Origin of the sequence: Pararhizobium sp. LjRoot238 (genome assembly GCF_964252955.1) — a bacterium.
Classification (GTDB): Bacteria; Pseudomonadota; Alphaproteobacteria; order Rhizobiales; family Rhizobiaceae; genus Pararhizobium.
Map to the genome: position 1 here is coordinate 1,574,333 of NZ_CAXUPP020000001.1, position 18,358 is coordinate 1,592,690.

General features: G+C 62.5%; 19 protein-coding genes and 1 riboswitch. Of the genes, 3 read left to right on the forward strand and 16 right to left on the reverse strand.

Features of this window, described 5'->3' with window-relative positions:
* Positions 1 to 3 precede the first annotated feature (3 nt).
* Complete coding sequence (locus ACSQ3F_RS07780) at positions 4 to 342, reverse strand: helix-turn-helix domain-containing protein (protein WP_436099692.1); 339 nt, start codon at positions 340 to 342, stop codon at positions 4 to 6.
* Positions 343 to 770: 428 nt separating this feature from the next.
* Between ACSQ3F_RS07780 and ACSQ3F_RS07785 the strand changes: the two genes are divergently transcribed.
* Positions 771 to 1,049, forward strand: coding sequence for a hypothetical protein (locus ACSQ3F_RS07785; protein WP_436099693.1), 279 nt, complete (start codon positions 771 to 773; stop codon positions 1,047 to 1,049).
* 5 nt (positions 1,050 to 1,054) lie between these two features.
* On the opposite strand, the gene ACSQ3F_RS07790 is transcribed toward ACSQ3F_RS07785, so the two are convergent.
* The 9 genes from ACSQ3F_RS07790 to ACSQ3F_RS07830 all read right to left on the reverse strand — a co-directional run bounded on the left by ACSQ3F_RS07790 (position 1,055) and on the right by ACSQ3F_RS07830 (position 6,950).
* On the reverse strand, positions 1,055 to 1,390 hold the full coding sequence (locus ACSQ3F_RS07790) for a hypothetical protein (RefSeq protein WP_436099694.1): 336 nt from the start codon (positions 1,388 to 1,390) through the stop codon (positions 1,055 to 1,057).
* A gap of 23 nt (positions 1,391 to 1,413) precedes the next feature.
* Positions 1,414 to 1,794: a hypothetical protein gene (locus ACSQ3F_RS07795; RefSeq protein ID WP_436099695.1), complete on the reverse strand. Its 381-nt coding sequence runs from the start codon at positions 1,792 to 1,794 to the stop codon at positions 1,414 to 1,416.
* 158 nt (positions 1,795 to 1,952) lie between these two features.
* Entirely contained in the window at positions 1,953 to 2,720 is a 768-nt protein-coding gene (locus ACSQ3F_RS07800; RefSeq protein ID WP_436099696.1) for an SDR family oxidoreductase, read from the reverse strand.
* A 91-nt stretch (positions 2,721 to 2,811) separates the two neighbouring features.
* Positions 2,812 to 3,828: an aldose epimerase family protein gene (locus ACSQ3F_RS07805; RefSeq protein WP_436099697.1), complete on the reverse strand. Its 1,017-nt coding sequence runs from the start codon at positions 3,826 to 3,828 to the stop codon at positions 2,812 to 2,814.
* 144 nt (positions 3,829 to 3,972) lie between these two features.
* Complete coding sequence (gene metA, locus ACSQ3F_RS07810; RefSeq protein WP_436099698.1) at positions 3,973 to 4,899, reverse strand: homoserine O-acetyltransferase MetA; 927 nt, start codon at positions 4,897 to 4,899, stop codon at positions 3,973 to 3,975.
* 73 nt (positions 4,900 to 4,972) lie between these two features.
* A riboswitch (SAM riboswitch) is annotated at positions 4,973 to 5,050 on the reverse strand.
* 77 nt (positions 5,051 to 5,127) lie between these two features.
* Positions 5,128 to 5,610: an SRPBCC family protein gene (locus ACSQ3F_RS07815; RefSeq protein WP_436099699.1), complete on the reverse strand. Its 483-nt coding sequence runs from the start codon at positions 5,608 to 5,610 to the stop codon at positions 5,128 to 5,130.
* A 31-nt stretch (positions 5,611 to 5,641) separates the two neighbouring features.
* A complete protein-coding gene (locus ACSQ3F_RS07820) occupies positions 5,642 to 6,109 on the reverse strand; it encodes an SRPBCC family protein (RefSeq protein WP_436099700.1) in 468 nt (155 codons plus the stop codon).
* Between the two features lie 20 nt (positions 6,110 to 6,129).
* Positions 6,130 to 6,603, reverse strand: a complete 474-nt coding sequence (locus ACSQ3F_RS07825) for an SRPBCC family protein (RefSeq protein ID WP_436099701.1) — start codon at positions 6,601 to 6,603, stop codon at positions 6,130 to 6,132.
* A complete protein-coding gene (locus ACSQ3F_RS07830) occupies positions 6,600 to 6,950 on the reverse strand; it encodes an ArsR/SmtB family transcription factor (RefSeq protein ID WP_436099702.1) in 351 nt (116 codons plus the stop codon). The genes ACSQ3F_RS07825 and ACSQ3F_RS07830 overlap by 4 nt, the downstream gene beginning before the upstream one ends.
* Before the next feature lie 870 nt (positions 6,951 to 7,820).
* Here ACSQ3F_RS07830 and ACSQ3F_RS07835 point away from each other — a divergent pair.
* Positions 7,821 to 8,216: an Ohr family peroxiredoxin gene (locus ACSQ3F_RS07835; RefSeq protein ID WP_436099703.1), complete on the forward strand. Its 396-nt coding sequence runs from the start codon at positions 7,821 to 7,823 to the stop codon at positions 8,214 to 8,216.
* Between the two features lie 248 nt (positions 8,217 to 8,464).
* Here ACSQ3F_RS07835 and ACSQ3F_RS07840 read toward each other — a convergent pair whose 3' ends face one another.
* From ACSQ3F_RS07840 to ACSQ3F_RS07865, 6 genes are all read right to left on the reverse strand, one after another.
* A complete protein-coding gene (locus ACSQ3F_RS07840) occupies positions 8,465 to 8,956 on the reverse strand; it encodes a MarR family winged helix-turn-helix transcriptional regulator (protein WP_436099704.1) in 492 nt (163 codons plus the stop codon).
* Between the two features lie 172 nt (positions 8,957 to 9,128).
* The gene (locus ACSQ3F_RS07845) at positions 9,129 to 11,597 is read right to left on the reverse strand and encodes a PAS-domain containing protein (protein WP_436099705.1); all 2,469 of its coding nucleotides are present in this window, start codon (positions 11,595 to 11,597) and stop codon (positions 9,129 to 9,131) included.
* Positions 11,598 to 11,677: 80 nt separating this feature from the next.
* Positions 11,678 to 12,775 (reverse strand): branched-chain amino acid ABC transporter substrate-binding protein, encoded by a 1,098-nt coding sequence (locus ACSQ3F_RS07850; protein WP_436099706.1) that lies wholly within the window; start codon positions 12,773 to 12,775, stop codon positions 11,678 to 11,680.
* A 437-nt stretch (positions 12,776 to 13,212) separates the two neighbouring features.
* Positions 13,213 to 15,039, reverse strand: a complete 1,827-nt coding sequence (locus tag ACSQ3F_RS07855) for an ABC-F family ATP-binding cassette domain-containing protein (RefSeq protein ID WP_436099707.1) — start codon at positions 15,037 to 15,039, stop codon at positions 13,213 to 13,215.
* A 2-nt stretch (positions 15,040 to 15,041) separates the two neighbouring features.
* Positions 15,042 to 15,692 carry a thiamine diphosphokinase gene (locus ACSQ3F_RS07860; RefSeq protein ID WP_436099708.1) on the reverse strand — a complete coding sequence of 217 codons (651 nt, stop codon included), beginning with the start codon at positions 15,690 to 15,692 and terminating at the stop codon, positions 15,042 to 15,044.
* Between the two features lie 280 nt (positions 15,693 to 15,972).
* On the reverse strand, positions 15,973 to 16,521 hold the full coding sequence (locus ACSQ3F_RS07865; protein WP_436099709.1) for a MarR family winged helix-turn-helix transcriptional regulator: 549 nt from the start codon (positions 16,519 to 16,521) through the stop codon (positions 15,973 to 15,975).
* A gap of 124 nt (positions 16,522 to 16,645) precedes the next feature.
* Between ACSQ3F_RS07865 and ACSQ3F_RS07870 the strand changes: the two genes are divergently transcribed.
* Positions 16,646 to 18,148: an MDR family MFS transporter gene (locus ACSQ3F_RS07870; protein WP_436099710.1), complete on the forward strand. Its 1,503-nt coding sequence runs from the start codon at positions 16,646 to 16,648 to the stop codon at positions 18,146 to 18,148.
* Positions 18,149 to 18,358: the final 210 nt, after the last annotated feature.

Here is an 18,358-nt window from a genome sequence, read left to right on the forward strand (position 1 = left end):
CTGTCACAAATTCTCGCGGTCTCGCAGTGCTTTCTGCACAGCAACAATCATCCCACCTAATGCGATCGCAGTGTCAATCGATGTCGTCTTTTTCTTTCGTAGATGGACGCTAGCAACGGAGTCGCTCGATTCCGCTGGCTGCATTCCTAAAAACTTAGACGGGTCTTCGCCCAGCCATTTGCAGATCGCAGCAAAGGTTACGAGGTCGGGAACATGGCTATTCTCGATTCGCGATAACGTAGCCGAACTGATCCCGATCTCCTTCGCAGCAGCACGCACGCCAAGTGTTCCTCGCCGAGCGACAATCATTTCGCCAAGTTTTTCAATGTTCAAGCCCATCATTCATCCAAGACGGTTTTAGCAGTTGACGAAACATCCCGAGTCGGCTTATCGTTTCACAAGTGAGACGATAAAAACTTCATATTCGAGACGTCCTATTTGTGAAACACAGAATCACGATTGGATTCGACGGTCAAGTCAAATGATTTCTGGCAATCGATCATTCAAGTTTGAATGGATCGTGTCGCACTGGAAATCGCAGCAGAACTTTGAAAGGAGGTGATTCATATGGCGAATAAGGAAGTTACGAGCGCGAAGGCGGCTTCAGCCGCCGCAAAGGTGCTCAGCAACCCCAATTCGAGCAAAGCCGCCAAGACTGCGGCAGCGTCAGCTCTCACGCAGCGTCCCAACAAGAAGTAGGGCGAATAACATGACAGGCCGGGCATTTCCGGCCTGTCATTCCAAAGATAATGGGCTCAAGGAGGCCAAACGTGATTTATGCGATTAATTACGACATGAAGCGTCCGGGGCAGAATTACGAGGCGCTACATGAGGCTATCAAGAACTGTGGGGATTGGTGGCACTTTCTTGGATCGACATGGCTCGTTGATACCGGGTTGACAGCTGAGGGTATCTGGAGCCGACTCGAACCCCATGGCGACAAGAACGACTTCTTCCTCGTGATCGGCGTGACCCGTGACTATGAGGGTTGGCTTCCGCAAGAGGCTTGGAACTGGATAAACAGCCGGTACACAAAAATGGCGGCTTAAGTCGCCTAACCCGCTCCATTTTTCCCGAGGAAATATAGCTCGCTCACACGGGTCTGCAGGTTCAGTTTTGTACCTCCTGCTGTTCCCGTGCCTCCAGCAGCAGCGGCTTGGTTTCGTGCCCGGCGCTCGTGCATTTTTGCGCGCAAATCTCTCGCGATCTCGCGCAAGCCGACCTTTCCGGCCCGTCCCAAACCGGCAATGACGAGATCGGCGGCAATCCATGGGTGGTTGCGCATGAGGCGCAGGATGATGTGGGCGACGGCTGCGGCAGCCGCGCGGTCGGCGACGGAGGCACCGAAGCGCTTTTCAAGGAAGCGCTCCAGCCGTCTTTCCTTTCTCACGGGCTCACTGCGCGGCGCCTGCCTCAGTGGACGACGGCGCCCCGGCGAGGGCCCTTGTTTGCGTCCTTGCGCACTTTCGCTTGCTTGAGCATTTTTTCTGGCATGGCCGACTGGGCTGCATCCCTGACGACCTCGGTCGCTGCATGGGTGGCGCTGCGGATGGCTTCGGTGGCGATGCCGATTGCCTTGGCGCCCTTGCGTGCGCCTTTCTTCGTCGCGTCGGCAATTTCGTCGCGTTCGGCGACGAGAACGGCGGCGGCGGCGCCCGCACCTGCGGTCAGCGCATTGGCGAGCACGTCGCGGCCAATATCGCTGGCGAGCAGCGACCGGATAACGGACGACTTGCGGATGGTTTTCGGGACCTTGTAGCCCGCAACCTTCCTCGGAATCCTGTTTTTTGCCATGTCGGTTCTCCTTCCTGGCAGTGAACGCAGGAGACGCGCTGGCTGTTCCAAAATATCTTTAGCCGGCAGTAGAGTTTTGCTGAGAAAACGCCTTGCAGAGCCGGTAAATCAGCGATCGGGCCCGGCCGCTTATCTATCGATTGCGCCGTGATTTCCGCTCAACCCCGGCCCACATACGGCATCTTCGTTGCCATGACGGTCATCGTCAGCACGTTTGCGTCGAGCGGCAGGCTCGCCATGTAGACGACGGCGTCGGCGACGAGTTTGGCGGGGATGGTCGGTTCGCTGGCGATCTCGCCATTGGCCTGCAGCACGCCGCCGCTCATGCTGGCGGTCATTTTGGTCGAGGCGTTGCCGATATCGATCTGGCCGCAGGCGATGTCGAAGGGGCGGCCGTCGAGCGCGGTGGATTTGGTGAGGCCGGTAATGGCGTGTTTGGTCGCGGTATAGGGCGCCGAGAAGGGACGCGGCGTCGAGGCGGAGATCGAGCCATTGTTGATGATCCGGCCGCCGCGCGGCGTCTGCGCCTTCATCAGCTTCATCGCCTGCTGGGTGCAGAGAAAAGCGCCGGTCAGGTTGGCAGCGACGATGGCGTTCCACTGTTCGAAGGTGATGTCTTCCATCGGCACGGCGGGCAGGCCCATGCCGGCATTGTTGACGAGCAGGTCGAGACGGCCGAAATCGTGGCGGATGGTCTGAAAAAGGGTGGCGACCGATTGCGGATCGCCGACATCGGCGGCGAATGCCCGCACCGTGCCGGTGGTATGCGCGGCCATTTCTATTGCGGTGGCCTGGAGAACGTCGGAGCGGCGGCCGGAGATGACGACGGTGAAGCCGTGCTCCAGCAGAGCCTCGGCAATTGCGCGGCCGATGCCGGTGCCGCCACCGGTCACCAGTGCGATCTTTCCTCTTGCCGTTCCCGCCATCGTTTCCACTCCTCCGCGGCTCAGGTCACCGCGGCTGCGTCAAAGACGAACGCGCCGCGAGCCTGCCATTGAGCCGTATCTGAGCAGGATGTCAGCTCCTGGTAAAGACGTAGTCTGTTTCCTGCCGCAGTGTCTCGCCGGGCCGCAGCACGGCTTGCGGGAAATTCGCGTGGTTGACGGCGTCCGGCCAGATCTGTGTTTCCAGGCAGAACCCGGCGAAGGGGCCGTAGCGGCGGCCTTCAAGGCCGGGAACGGGCACGTTCATCTTGAAACCGGTATAGAACTGCACGCCGGGCTCGGTGGTGCGGACCTCCAGCGAAACGCCGGAATTGATGCTGCGCACCAGGGCGATGGACTGCTTGGGGCCGCGCGCATCCGCCAGGCAGAAATTATGGTCGTAACCGATCCTGTCGCCTTCCATCTGGCGGCGCATCGGCGTCATGGCGCGCAGGTCGAAGACGGTGCCCTCGACGGCGCGGATTTCGCCGGTCGGCACCTGCCGCTCGTCCGTCGGCAGATAGTGGTCGGCGGCGATCATCACGTCGTGGCCGAACGTATCGGCCGTGCCGTCAAGATTGAAATAGCTGTGCTGGCAGACATTGCAGATCGTGGCACGGTCGGTCGTGCTCTCGTAGACAACATTAAGCACGCCGCCATCGCTTAACGTATAGGTGCAGGTGACGGTGCAATTGCCGGGATAACCGGCGCGGCCATCGGGATCGGCGATCTTGAGGACGAGACGATCTTCGGTCTTTTCGACGATCGTCCACAAGCGCTTGGCAATGCCATCGCTGCCGCCATGCAGGTGGGTCACGCCCTTTTCGTTGCATTCGAGCTGGTAGGACGTGCCGTCGATCGAGAAGCGCCCGCCGCCGATGCGGTTGGCGTTGCGGCCGGGCGTCGCGCCGAAATAGGGAGAATGGGAAAGATAGTCCTGAAAATTCTCGAAGCCGAGGACCAGCGGTGCTGCGTGTCCGTCGAGGCGCAGGTCCTGGATGACTGATCCCCAGGTGAGGATATGCGCCGTCAGCCCGCCGCCCCGGATGGTCATACGGTGAACCGGCTCGCCGGAGGGGAGATGGCCAAATATTTCAGTTTCTGTCTGCACGGTCATTTTCCTCCACTGGCTCGGCGGCAAACTGCGTCATTTCGGGCGAGGCGGCAACCGAAAAGTCATACAATTCACCGGGTTGATCGCAGGTCAAACACGGTGCGTTGGTGCGTTCAAGCGGCCGGATAACCAGACTTGCCGTCATTTCCGGTCTTTGCCGATATCGGCCGGATCATAAGGTGTCGTCTGGTAGATATCGTTGATCCAGTTGCCGAACAACAGATGCGCGTGGCTGCGCCAGCGGTTCTGCGGCGGCAGTTCCGGATCGTTATGGGGAAAGTGGTTGTGCGGCATCTTGATCGGCACGCCGGCATTCACGTCGCGGAAATATTCGTCCGACAGCGAGGTCGAATCATATTCGACATGGTTGAAGACGTAGAGGCGGTTGCCGGCCTTTTCATGCACGAAGCAGACGCCCATCTCGTCGGATTCCATCAGGATCTCAAGGTCCGGCACCTTCTCGATGTCGGCGCGGCGGACTTCGGTCCAGCGCGATACCGGAATCTGGAAATCATCTGAGAAGCCGTTGAGATAGACCGAGGCCGGGTTGAGATTGTGGTGGCGATAGACGCCGAAGGCCTTTTCCTTCAGCGTGTATTTCGGCACGCGGTGGAAATGATAGATCGCCGCCATGGCGCCCCAGCAGATGTTGAGCGTCGAATGGACATTGGTGTGGGTCCAGTCGAGGATCTGCTGCATCTCCTCCCAATAGGTGACGTCCTCATAGTCCAGCGTCTCGACAGGCGCGCCGGTGATGATCAAGCCGTCGAACTTGCGGTGCTTGACCTCGTCCCAGGTTTCGTAGAAGGCGAGCAGGTGCTCTTCCGGCGTGTTCTTGGCCTTGTGGCCGCCGAGACGGATGAGGGAGAACTCGACCTGCAGCGGCGTCGCCCCGACAAGGCGGGCCATCTGCACCTCGGTCTTGATCTTGTTCGGCATCAGGTTCAGGAGCCCGATCTGCAGCGGGCGGATGTCCTGACGGATCGCCGCGGTTTCGGTCATCACCCGCACGCCCTCTTTGACGAGGGTTTCGAAGGCGGGCAGCGTATCGGGAATCTTGATGGGCATGGGCAACACTCGATCACGGACAAGCCGGCAGAAAGAAAAAAACCGGCAACGAAAAATCGCTACCGGCCCGCTTGCTTGCGCATGCACGGCCCTTTAGCGATTTATTTAACGTGGCTGCAAGCCGGCCGGCCAAATCACCACGAGACGTCTAAATAGCGCCTGTCTGCGCTGGAATCAATATGGGACGCCCGGCTCTGCAAAACGGGCGCCCGATCGCATGTCCTCTGCTCAAGCTGAACGCTTCGCCGGCTCGTCGGCGGCGAGCGAGGCTGCGAGGTTGTCAAGCAGGGACTGGGTCCCGGTCTCGCGCTGGCCGACATTGTCGTGGCCGTCGAGGAAGGCGCCCTGTTCGGTGAAGACGAGCCTCGTTCCCTTGCTGCCCGGCTTGAACTCAACGGTCGCGAGCGACACCGAGAAACGCGTCTCATTGAGGTGCATGTCGTAGCTATAGACGATGCGCTCTTCGGGCACGATATCCTGATAGCGCGCATCGAACGTGTGCACGACGCCATCGGCTGCAGTGATGCTCAGGTGCTCGCCGCCGCCGGTGCGGAAATCGAAGCTATAGCTCTGCGATGTCCAGCCTTCGTGACTGCTGAACCACTGCGCCTTGCGGTCTTTTTCCGCAAAGGCGGCGAAGACGCGGGCCGGTGACGCGTCGTAGTGGCGCGTGATGGTGAAGGTGGCATGGGTTACCGAGCGTTCGGTCATGATGATCTCCTTGCCTGTTTGTCCGTCGTCGTTAGGCTGCGTTGCGCAGCACCTCGATGGCGAGGTTGTCGAGCATTTCGTTCCAGCCGGCCTCATGGTTTTCGGGCCGGTCGTGGCCGTCGAAGAAGACGCCCTGTTCGGTCAGGACGAGCCGGCAGGCCGTGCCCGCCACGATGAACTCGACCGTCAGAAGGCCGGCGAAAAGGCGTTTTCCCTCCGACGTCATGTTTCCGGCCGAGACGATGCGGGCGTTCGGCACGATGTCCTGGTAGACCGTCTCGTTGACGAAGACCGGTCCGTCCTTCGGACCGAAGCGGCTGATGTCGCTGCCGCCGGTGCGGAAATCGAAGCGGTCGTAGGAGACGTCCCATCCCTCACCGGGCGAGCCCCAGCGCAGCAGCGCTTTCGGGTCCGACCAGGCGGCGAATACCCGGAAAGGAGAGGCGTCGTATGTGCGTTCGACGACGATGGTGGAATGTCTGGTGGATCGTTCGGTCATGACAGTTTCCTCCTCTCCGCTCAGGCGGCTGCCGCGTCGCGTTCGAGTTCGCGGGCGAGATGGCCAAGGAGTTCGCGCCAGCCTTGTTCGCGGTCTACCACCTGGTCAAGCCCGTCGAGAAAGGCGCCCTGCTCGGTGAAGACGAGCCGTGTCCGCTTGCCTTCGGGCTTCAGTTCCACAGTGGCGAGCGAGGCGGAAATGCGGTTTTCGCCGATCGTCATCGCGTAGGCGAAGATCATCCGGCTGTCGGGCACGATGTCGTGATAGACGGTGTCGTTATAGATCATCGTCGTGCCGTCCTGGCTGAAACGGCCGGTCTCGCGGCCGCCGACGCGGAAGTCGAACGAATATTCGGCGATCGGCCAGCCATCGGATTTGACGAACCAGCGGTCGCGGGCGGCCGGGTCGGAAAAGGCCTGGAAGACGCGGGCGGGCGCGGCGTCATAGACGCGCTCGATGATGAATGTGGCGTGGGTAACGCTGCGTTCGGTCATGTCTTGCTCCCTTCGGTTTCTTTATTGTCTTCGGCGAGATACTCCCCCAGCGCATCGAGGCGGCGTTCCCACAATGCGCGGCGATCGGAGATCCATTGTTCCGCGAGGCTTAAGACCTGGCGGTCGATCGTGCAGGTCCTGACCCGCCCGATCTTCTTCGACTGGACGAGGCCGCTCAGTTCCAGCACCTGCAGGTGCTGCATCACCGAGGGCAGCGACATGGTGAGCGGTCCGGCAAGCTCGCTGACCGAAGCCGGTCCGCGGCAGAGCCGTTCCACCATCGTGCGGCGCGCCGGATCGGCAAGCGCCTGAAACATGAGATCGAGCTGGTTCGAATGGTTAAGCATATACCTAAGTATCACGATATGGCGAAACGTGCAAGGGATAGTTAAGTGGATTGCTAACTATTGTCAGACGGGACGCGGCCGCTGGCGGGACGTGGTTTTTGCGTGGGAGGTCGCAGCGTAGCTGCGGGTGGGGGTGAACCATTAGATGTCTCGGAGGGTCACCCCACCCCGGACCTGCGGTCCGACCCTCCCCCTCAAGGGGAGGGTGTTCGCCCTCGATCTCTGTGCATGCGCCTGCGATCACGCGGCGCGAAACGTCCGTGTCTTTTCGGAATTTCCAACCATGCCGGCCTTTCGGCATGGGTATCGGCCGGGGCACATCGGGTGCCTCAGTAAGTAAGTGTAGGTGACACGCGACGTGCCCCGTCTCGGCGGTTTTTACCTGCAACTGCGGTTTCTCTGCGCGGATGATCGGCACCTTTACCAGGGTGGGGCTCGCGGGCCTTCGTTATTGTTTACCCGCCGCGCCACGAAAGATCGGCCTTTCGGCAGACCAGTCGCCGGTCCTCATGTGTGCCTCACAGGCACGCCCCGCCCTGTTTCAGGCGAGAGGGAAACCATTTTCTGCAGGCCCCTGCGGCCGCGCCTGCGTTTCAAACACAGACCGAAGGCACCGGCCCCGCCTCGCCGGCAACGCTTTCCGGTGTATCCGATGGCGGGACGAGAGGAGTATGGCACGGGTGCAAAGGGCGGGGATTTGCGGGGATGGAGGAGGCGCCGGTTTCCAAATCGATCTCACGTCAGCGCGCCCGAATATAAATCGTATCCGATTAAATCGGAATAGTATTGACAAGGGTTCGCGCTGAGCGTATTTAGCTCGCATCCGATTAGATCGGATACGAGAAAAAGCGAACGGAAAAGGATATCGCTATGACTGAGAAGCTTCTCTTCACCGGAAAGACCCACAACAAGGGTGGCCGCGACGGTTTTGCACGCAGCAACGACGGCAAGCTGGACCTCAAGCTGACGCAGCCGCACCCGGCCGCCGAAAACCTGTTCGGCGCCGCCTGGTCGGCCTGCTACATGGGAGCGATCGAGGTCGCCGCCGCCCAGCGAAACATCAAGCTTCCGGCCGGTGCCGAGGTCCATGCCGAGATCGATCTGAACGTCGACGACGGCTCCTACTTCCTGCGGGCGCGCCTCAATGTCAGCCTGCCGGGCATCGAGCCTAAGGTCGCGCGCGAACTGCTCGAGGCCGCACACGGCATCTGCCCCTACTCCAAGGCGGTACACGGCAACATCGACGTTACGACCAACCTTCTCTAAAACCGGATCGGCCGGGTCTGCCTGCCGGCCGGCAGACCCGACGCTCTTCGGGCGAGGCGTTGACCTCGCACCGGCAGGCCGGGTGCATTTTCCGGACGGAATGGGCGGCGGCTATGCCATGGCCGCGGACATGATCGAGACGCGGCCGTTTGGGCACAGGCTCGATCGATCTCCCATGCGGCGCACGGCGTCGTGGCGTCTGGAAGCCGCTGCGCAAAATTTCAGGAGAGACGAGAACGCCCTGTCGATCATGCCTTCTGCCGCTGGGTGGCGGCCCGCAGGAGATTGTCGCGCAGCCTTGCCACGGCCTGCTGCACCACGGCAAAGTCGTCGCCGAGCCCGGTCGCGTCGACCAGGGATGCGGCGGGGTCCGTTTCAAGAAGACTGCGCCCGGCCGGCGTCAGGCTTACCCGCACCTGCCGTTCGTCGGCGGGATCGCGCTTGCGCTGGAGATAGCCGGTCTGCTCCAGCTTCTTGAGGATCGGCGTCAGCGTATTGGATTCCAGGAAGAGCTTTTCGCCGAGCGCCCCGACGGTCTGATCGTCCTCTTCGGACAGCGCCACCATGGCGATATACTGGGTGTAGGTCAGGCCGAGCGCATCCATGATCGGCTTGTAGGCGCGACCGAAGGCCAGGTTCGCCGAGTAGATCGCAAAGCAGAGAAAATTCGAAAGCTTCTTGCCGCCGGTCTGCGAGGAAGGATCGGAGCTTGTCTTTGTTTCGAATGCGGTCACGGGCATGATCCTTTGAAGGGCCTTTGCTGTTATATAGATCGCATCCGATTAAATCGCAATAGTGGAGTTAGGCGGGCCGCCCGGCGAGGTGACCGCCCGTGGCATGCCCGGCACGCCATCTCCGAGTCGGACGAGAATCGCCTTTCACGCAGACCCGCGCGCGTGGCTGCGAAGCCTGCTACCCTGGCTTGTGACAAAGTCGATCGAGCGCCTCGCGAAGCGCGGTTGCGGCCTGGTTGCGTTCGTCGACAGACATCAGCTCGGGTTCAGCCTCCAGCCTGAGATGCGGCAGCTCGGTTCGAACGGCGCTGCGGGCGGCGACTAGATTGGCCTTCAGATCGAGGACGCGAAAGGTGGCGACGGGATAGGCGATGCCCCTGATCTGGACGTGCCCCAGCTCCACGCAGGCGATCGTGTCCTTCACTTGCGCAAACGTCTCATAAGAAATGAGCACGGCGCCCGGCGGTGCCTCCTGCTCGAGGCGCGAGGCGAGGTTCACGGCGCCGCCGATGATCGTGTAGTCCATCCGATCCTCACTGCCAAAGTTGCCGACAGTGCAGTAGTCGGTGTGGATGCCGATGCGGCATCGCAGCGGTGCTTCAATTCCGATGTCGCGCCAGATTTCGGCAAGTTCGCTCATCCGCTCCTGCATGGCGAGAGCCATCTGCACGCAGGCGAGCGCATCCTCCCTGACGCCGCGGGTCTCCGGATCGCCGAAAAACATCAGGATCGCGTCGCCGACATACTTGTCGATCGTGGCGCCGTGTTCCAAAGCAATCTTCGACATTTCCGTCAGATAGTGATTGATGAGCTGGGTGAGATCCTCGGACTCCATCTTGTCGGTGGTCTCGGTAAAGCCGGCAATATCGGAAAAGCATATTGTCAGCTTCTTCCGCTGGCTGGCGATCCTGACGTCCTGACGGCCGGTGAATATCGAGTTGTATACTTGCGGCGCCAGATACTTCGCCAGCTTGCTCGAGAGCGCCTCGAGCGCTGCGGATTTCTCGGCGAGATTCTGTTCCCGTTGCTTCAGCTCCGTGATGTCCGAATAGACGGCGACGGTGCCGCCGCCGGTGATCCGCCGCTCGCTTATCAGGACCCACCGCCCGTCGCCTCGCCGCTGCACCCACGGTTCGCCGGGATTGCTGTGCCGGGAGAGGCGCTCGGCCACCCATTCCTCGAACCGGCCCTCAGCATCCCTGATGTAGCCGCGCTCAGCGGATCGGCGAATGATGTACTCGAATGTCGTGCCGGGCGTCAGTTCGATCGCAAGGTCGCTATAAAGCAGCTCGCGGTACCGGCTGTTGCTGAGGACGAGCCGGTCCTCCTTGTCGTAGAGAGCAAACCCCTCGGAGATGCTCTCGATGGCATCGACGAGCCGTTGGCGCGCCTCGGCAACCTCGCGCAGGTTTTTTTCCTCGACCTCGACTGCGGTGTCCCGGAACAGCCTGAGCGCCTCGGCCATGCGGCCGATTTCGTCACGGCCCGCGGCAGGCAGCGGCGCACGAAGATTGCCGCCGGCGATTGCGAACATGCCTTGGCTCACCGCTCCCAGACGCGCGAGAAGGCTACGGTCGACATAGAGCCAGACAATCAGAACCGAGCTCAGGAGGCTGAGAAAGGCGGAGCCAAGGACAACTCCCGTGCCGTAGCGCTGGACGACCGCGGCTTCGAGACCGGACGCGGCGATCTCGCGATCTGCCGTGGCGACCAGGTGATCGACGGCAGCGGTGAGATTGCGGGACAGCCGATTGTTTTCGGCCAGAAGCTTTTCGCCCTCAGCCAGGACGGCAAACTCGTCCTGTCGCGCCTTTGGGATGCTGTTGTCACCATCGATCAACGCCTTGAACTCGCCCACCCGCAGTTGAAAGCGGGTCCGTAGCTTCTCGTCGATCTCAGTTGAAACCGTTTCGAGGACGGCGAGCGACCGGCGCAGCGGAAAGAGCATCAACGCAAGATCGCCTGGCGTCGGTGCGTTCGCCAACTTGACCAGAGCGTCGTTGACGGCGGATATCTCCTGGTGTGCCCTCTGCTGGGGGATGTAGGCCGTAATCGCCTCGACCAGGTTGGCAGTCGCCGCCGCGCGTCGGTCTGGGGCGAGCGACGCGTCGGCCGCGACCGTCCTCGATTGCGCAAGTTTGGAATTCATCACTAAGATGCCAGCCGCCAGGAGGCGCTGGCCTGCAATTGTCGTAGCCGACAAGCGGCGTAACAACTCCTCCTTGCGCGCGACCACGGTGAGGCGGGTGGCGACAAGGCCGTCGAGTGCGTCGAGGTTGCGCCGCAGACCAAGCACCGCCGCCTCGATCTCGGCCACCGCCGCCGTGCCAAGCGTGGCGCCCTTGAGCGCGGCAAGCAGTTCTTCGAGGCGCGTCATCTCGACCCCGATCGCAGCCGAGACCTCGTTGTGTCGTGCCTTGCTCGTCGAAGTCAGTACAGACGGCGCAGTTGCCGCGACCCGCTCGGCCTGGCGCGACAGCTGGAGGGACGCCAGCGCCGACGGCACCCGACCCCTGGTTATGCCGTCGACGACCGCTCCTACCTGGAGGAAGGCATAAAGAGCAGCTGCCGTCGCGAGCACCGCGAAGGTGCTGATGCCGAAGAAAGCCAGCAGCAGGCGGCCGCGTATGCCTAGGCGTTCAAGCATCGCAGCGACGCTTAATCTGGACGATCGCGCTGACTTGATCTGCAAAAGATGCCTCAAGCGACGCGTGTGGCTGGCTCCTCCTATTCAACCGGCACATACTCTCCACCCCGCCAGACGTACCACACCCAGCTTTGGTTCGTGAGGTCGCCCTTGTCGTCGAAATCGACCGGGCCGAGCACAGTGTCGAACTCCTGTCCGCGCAGTGTCGTGATGACCGCCGGCAGCTCGAGCGAGGCTGCCTTCTCGACCGCCTGCGCCCAGAGCTGGACGGCAGCGTAGCTCAGCAATGTGTAACCTGCGGGCTCGAAGTTTTCGGCACGGAACCGCTCCACGACCGGGGCCGCTTCGGGGTTTCGCCGTGGGTCCGCGGAGAACGTAAAGCGGGTCCCCTCGGCGGCGGGACCGGCGATTAGGGCAAATTCTTCGGTCGCCAGGGCGTCGCCCGAGATGACCTGAAGCGCGTGGCCGCGGTCGCGTGCAGCACGAGCGATCAGCGCAACCTCGGCATGATACCCGCCGACATATAACGCGGCGATGCCAGCCGCCTGTAACGTAGCGATCTCCGCCGAATAGTCGTTCTTACCAGGGGTGTATGCGTCGTAGACAGATTCGGTCACGCCCCGCTTGTTCAACTGCTTTCTGGTCTCATCGGCGAGCCCCTTACCATAGATCGTGCCGTCGTGAAGGATCGCGATTTTCTTGTCGCCCCATTCATCGGCCAGGTAGTTGCCGGCCACGATCCCCTGCGTATCATCGCGACCTATGACCCGAAAAACGTTGTCACGGCCCTGTTCGGTCAACAGCGGATTGGTCGATCCTGGTGAAATTTGCAGAACTGCCGCCGCCTCGTACACCTTGGATGCCGGGATCGAGGCCCCGGAGCAGTAATGTCCGACGACGAACACCACTCCGTCAGCCACCAGCTTCTGGGCTGCCGCCACGGCCTGCTCGGGCTCGCAGAAATCGTCGACGTTGATGAGCCGCACCTGCTGGCCAAGGACGCCGCCCGCCGCATTGATGTCGGCTACGGCCATCTCTGCCCCACGCTGCCCCTGCTCGCCGATCCAGGCGAGCCGTCCGGTCATCGCGGCCGAAACCCCGATCACTACCTCCGCCTGCGCGGGGCAGATGATTAGGGCCGCGAGCGCGGCGATAGCAATGGTGACCACGCGGTGCATGACTACATCCCAACCTTTAGCTTACGCTAATCCAGCCGGCGCCGACAGTCCTTTCCGCAAGCGCGGATACCTCGGCTGGTTCTGCGGCTGGTTCTGCGGCGCACCCGGCTCTTTTCTGCACGAGCGACCAGGGACCAGGATTCGCCATCTGGCGTTGTGCCGTACGAAATTCCTGACGACTGGCTGAAGCGCTGGCTTGCTGAGCTCTCAACAAAATCGGTGACCGAGCGGTGGTTCCTGCCTCTCACGACAAGCCGAATTGTCCCCCTTTGCAGACCTTCCGGCCTGACCTATGAAGGTCGCCTACGGGTCAACTTGAGCCGTATCGTTGGCGAGCCTGGGCGGCCGCAACGGGTCGAGACGCGACCTTTGCGACATCATTGGCAAATGCCCGGATGCGGCGCGAACCGGCCGCTTCCTTAGCGGCCCGGCTTCAGCTACCCCTCCAGTTCCTCCCGCAGCATCTCCAGCTCCAGCCATTCCTCTTCCATCGTCGTGATCGACGCCCGCAGCTTTTCGAGTTCGGCGGCCAGCGTCGAGAAGCGGGCGGGGTTCTTGGAAAACAGGGTGGGGTCGGCCATTTCCTGTTCGCGCCTGGCGATTTCGAGTTCGGCCTTTTCCATGTCCTTCGGCAGGTTTTCCAGCGCGAATTTCTGCTTGAAGGAGAGTTTTCCCCTGGCGGTCTTCGGGGCGGCGGAGGAGTTGCCGTTGTCGGCGGACCTGGCTTTCTCGGCCTTCTCAGTGCGCTTCTTTTCCTCCTGGGCGCCCTTGCGCTGCGCCATCATGTCGGAATAGCCGCCGGCATATTCGATCCAGCGGCCGTCGGGGGCGTCCGGATTGGCGGGGGCGATGGTCGAGGTGACGGTGCGGTCGAGGAAATCGCGGTCGTGGGACACGAGGATGACGGTGCCGGAGAAGCCGGCGACGATTTCCTGCAAGAGGTCCAGCGTCTCGATGTCGAGGTCGTTGGTCGGTTCGTCGAGGATCAGCAGGTTGGTCGGGCGCGAGAGGATGCGGGCGAGCATCAGCCGGGCGCGCTCGCCGCCGGAAAGATTCCTGATCGGCGTGCGGGCCTGCTCCGGCTGGAACAGGAATTCCTTCATGTAGCCGGTGACATGGCGCTGCTCGCCGTTGACAAGCAGGTTTTCGCCGCGCCCGTCGGTCAGGTAATGCGCCAGCGTTTCCTCGAGGTTCAGGTCCTCGCGACGCTGGTCGAGCGTGGCGATTTCGAGATTGGTGCCGAGCTTCACCGTGCCGTCGTCCGGCTCGATCTGGCCGGTCAGCATCTTCAGAAGCGTCGTCTTGCCGGCGCCGTTCGGGCCGACGAGGCCGATGCAGTCGCCGCGATGGACGCGGATCGAGAAGGGGGCAACGATGGCGCGGTCGCCATAGGCCTTGGTGATTTTTTCCGCCTCGATCACCAGCTTGCCGGATTCGCGCGCGTCGGAGACCGTCGCATGCACCGAGCCTTGCGGGCCGGAATGGCCGCGATGTTTCGCGCGCAGATCCTGCAGCGCCCCGAGGCGGCGCATGTTGCGCTTGCGCCTTGCGGTGACGCCGTAGCGCAGCCAGTGCTCCTCGCGCTCGATTTCCTTGCCGAGCTTGTGCTGTTCGATCTCTTCCTCTTCCAGCACCTTGTCGCGCCAGGCCTCGAAAAAGGCAAAGCCCTGGTTGAGGCGGCGCGACTGGCCGCGATCGAGCCAGACCGTGGCGGTCGAGACCTTTTCGAGGAAGCGGCGGTCGTGCGAGATCAGGATCAGGGCCGAGCGGCTTTTCAAAAGCTCGCCTTCCAGCCATTCGATTGTGGGAAGGTCGAGATGGTTGGTCGGTTCGTCGAGCATCAGGATATCCGGTTCCGGCGCCATGACGCGGGCAAGGGCGGCGCGGCGGGCTTCGCCGCCCGACAGTTGCGTCGGGTCCTCGTCGCCGGTCAGCCCGAGATGCGAGAGCAGATAGGCGACGCGGTAGGGGTCGTCGCTCGGCCCGAGACCGGCCTCGGCGTAGGCGCGAACCGTGTCAAAACCCTCGAAATCCGGTGCCTGGTGCAGATAGCGGACGGTGACCGACGGATGGCGGAACACCTCGCCGGTCTGTGGCTCGGCAAGGCCGGCGGCGATCTTCATCAGCGTCGATTTGCCCGAGCCGTTGCGGCCGACGAGGCAGATGCGGTCGCCGGGCTCGACCTGCAGGTTGGCGCCGGCAAGCAGCGGCGTGCCGCCGAAGGAGAGGAAGATGTCGTCGAGTTTCAGAATGGGCGGCGCCACGGTCAGGCTCCCGAAAGATCATAGGGTCGGGCAAGGATGATCGCCCGGCCGGAGGAAAGGGTGAAGCGGACGGTGCCTTCGGCGACATTGGAAATCGTGCGCGAGGAACCGAACGGCAGATGGAAATCCGTGAGCGGATAACGGGCGCCTTCGATGGAGAGGCCGCTCAGCGTATCGAGGCCGAGAATGGAAAACAGGCTGCCCTTCGGCAGGTCGATGTCGCGGGTGCCCGGCAGCAGCGGATAGGCCTCTTCCTCGCCGGAGGTGAGCAGCACGTCGAGGCCGTCCTCGGCCAGCTTGATGGCGTAGAGCAGATGCATGAAGGCATGGTCGCTGCGTTCGCCGCCGAGCGCGCCGGCAAAGACCAGGCGTTTGCCCCCCCGCGCCAGGGCTTCCGCCGTGGCGATCTCGCCGTCGGTCTCATTCTTGGCGGCGGGGTAGGGCTCGCGGACGACATCCGGCCATTCGTCGATCAGCGTCTGCGGAGCGGAATCGAAATCGCCGACCCAGAGCTCCGGCGTTAGGCCCAGCATCTTCGCATGCCGCATGCCGCCATCGGCGGCGATGACGCGCGCGCCTTTCAGATGGCCGGTCAGGCGATCCGTCGGCGTCAGCGCGCCACCCATCAAGATTACAAAAGCCTGTTTGTTCATGGCGCAAGGCCATAGCTTAAACAGGGGCCGAAGGGGAAGAGGCAGCTCGCGCATTTGCTGGGCGACCGCTTGGAGTCCCTGAGGCGCATCGTGTCGACGCGGGGTTCACAGTATACGGAAGTGGCCTTTTAACCCCCTTCTGCCCTGTCGGGCATCTCCCCCTCAAGGGGGAGATCGGCGCGGGGCTGGCCTCTCGCTTCCGATCTCCCACTTGAGGGGGAGATGTCACGAAGTGACAGAGGGGGGTGCTTTCAAAACCGTCGTGTACTGCGACGGACTCTCATGCGCCGGATGCCCGGTTGTCGTCATGCCCGGCGTTTTCGCGGTTTTGATGGATGCGCTCCATGCCGGTGACGAACTTGTCGAAGAGGACGGAAAAGGCCGCCACCTCCTCCTCCGGCCAGTCGGCAAGGATGGTTTCGATCACCGCGCGTTTGACCGCCTGCACCTCGAGCATCAGCTTTTTCCCGAGGTCGGTCATGACGACGATGATGCGGCGGGCATCGGCCTGCGAGGCTTCCCGCCGCAGGACGCCGCGCGCCACCATGTCTGCGACGATGCGGCTGGCGCGCGAGGGGTCGATGCGCATCAGCTCGGCGATCGTCCCGACCGTGACCTCGTCATCGGGCTCGGCTCGCCTGACGGCATCGAGAACGTCGAGATGCGAGATTTCGAACCCCGGCGCGACCTTGTCAATCGCCAGCCGGGCGAGAACGCGCCGGCCGACTAAGAGCCGCCAGCGGCCCATCGTGCGGCCGATCGAGGCTCGGATTTCCTGCGGGTCCTCGTTGCCGTCCGTCGGGTTGTTGGTGAGCGCTGCCTGTTTCATGGCTTGATCATAACAAGGTTTCGGGCGTCCGGACAATCGCGGAAGTGAGATTCGCATAAATATGCCATTGACAAATATATGCTAACAGCACATGAAATTCTTCACCGCAACTGGAACCCACATCATGGACATGCACGCCGCCCCGGCGCCGCTCGTTTCGAGCCACGCGCTGCGCCTGACGCTTTTCTTCTTCCTGATGACCGCGCTGTTCATGGCAACGCTGGACAACCAGATCGTCGCGACGGCGCTGCCGACCATCGTCGGCGAGTTCGGCGAGATGGAGCGCTTCGGCTGGCTCGGCTCGGCCTATCTGCTGGCCACCTGCGCGGTCATGCCGCTCTACGGCAAGCTCGGCGACCTGTACGGCCGCAAATATGTGATGCTTGCGGCGGTGACGATCTTCACGCTGGGCTCGGTCGCCTGCGGTCTGGCCGTGTCGATGAACACGCTGATTGCCGCCCGCGTGCTGCAGGGGCTTGGCGGCGGCGGCATCATGGTGTCGATCTTCTCCATCACCGCCGACCTTTTCGAGCCGCGCGAGAGGGCCCGCTACCAGAGCTATTCCAGTCTGGTGCTGATGGCGTCCGGGGCCGTCGGCCCGGTGCTCGGCGGGACGATGAGCGACCTGTTCGGCTGGCGGTCGATCTTTCTGGTCAATATCCCGATCGGTCTGATCGTGCTTGCCGGCCTGTTTTTCTTCCTGCCCTTCCGGCGCCCGACGCGTCAACCGACGATCGATTATGCGGGCGCGCTTCTGCTTGCGGGCGCGGTCACCAGTGTCGTGCTTCTGGGTGACGGCGCGGAACTGTTCGGTTCGCTGTTTTCGCTTGGGAGCCTTGCCGTTATTGCCGCCGGTGTGCTTTGCGTGATCGCCTGGGTGCTGGTCGAACGGCGTGCACCGGAGCCGATCGTGCCGCTGACCCTGTTCCGCAACCCGACCTTCAGCCTGATGCTGGTGATTTCGCTCGCAAGCGGCGCCGTCGGCATCGGCATGGTCAATTATTTCGCGCTGTTCCTGCAGACGACGACGGGCCTCACGCCGTCGGTGGCCGGACTGCTGTTCATCCTGCTGACGGGCGGCATCGTCGCCGGCTCTTTGACGGCAGGGCGGCTGATATCGCTCTTTGGGCGCTACAAGCCGTTTGCGATCACCAGCGCCAGCCTGACGGCCCTGGCCTTGCTGATGTTCACGCAGATCCAGCCCGGTACGCCGCTCTTCATCATCGGCGCCGTCATGACGCTGCACGGCATTGGCATCGGCTTCGGCCAGCAAGTGCCCGTCATCGGCGTCCAAAACATTGCCTTGCGCGGCGATGTCGGCGCGGCGACCGGCGCGGTCACCCTGTCGCGCATGGCCGGCGCCTCGATCGCCATCTCGATCTATGGCGCGACGATCGCCGCCGGGCTGGCACGCGGTGCGGCCTCGATCCCGGGCGTCGAGGACATCGAAAAGCTGACGCCGCTGATGCTGTCGGCGCTGCCTGCGGAAACCCGCCGGCTCGTCGCCGAAAGCTATACGGCCGCCTTCCAGCCGCTGTTCCTGACGGCCGTCGGCATGACGCTGGTCACGCTCGTCTCGGCGATCAGCCTCAAATCCGTCCGCCTGCCGCAAAAGCCGGCGGCGTGAGACCCTCACCCGATCCGCAGGTGATGGGAGGCCGGACTTCCACCGGCTGGCACTGTTCGCCTGGTCATTCGGCTCTCATTGATCCGCGAAGCGATCGGGCCGAGCTGCTGAAGCGCTAGACAGAAAAAGCGGGTGACGAATAAACTTCCCCGCTTTTGAACTCGAACCGAGGGGCAGCCTCGGGTTTTTCTTTGCCCCTCTACTCCCTCC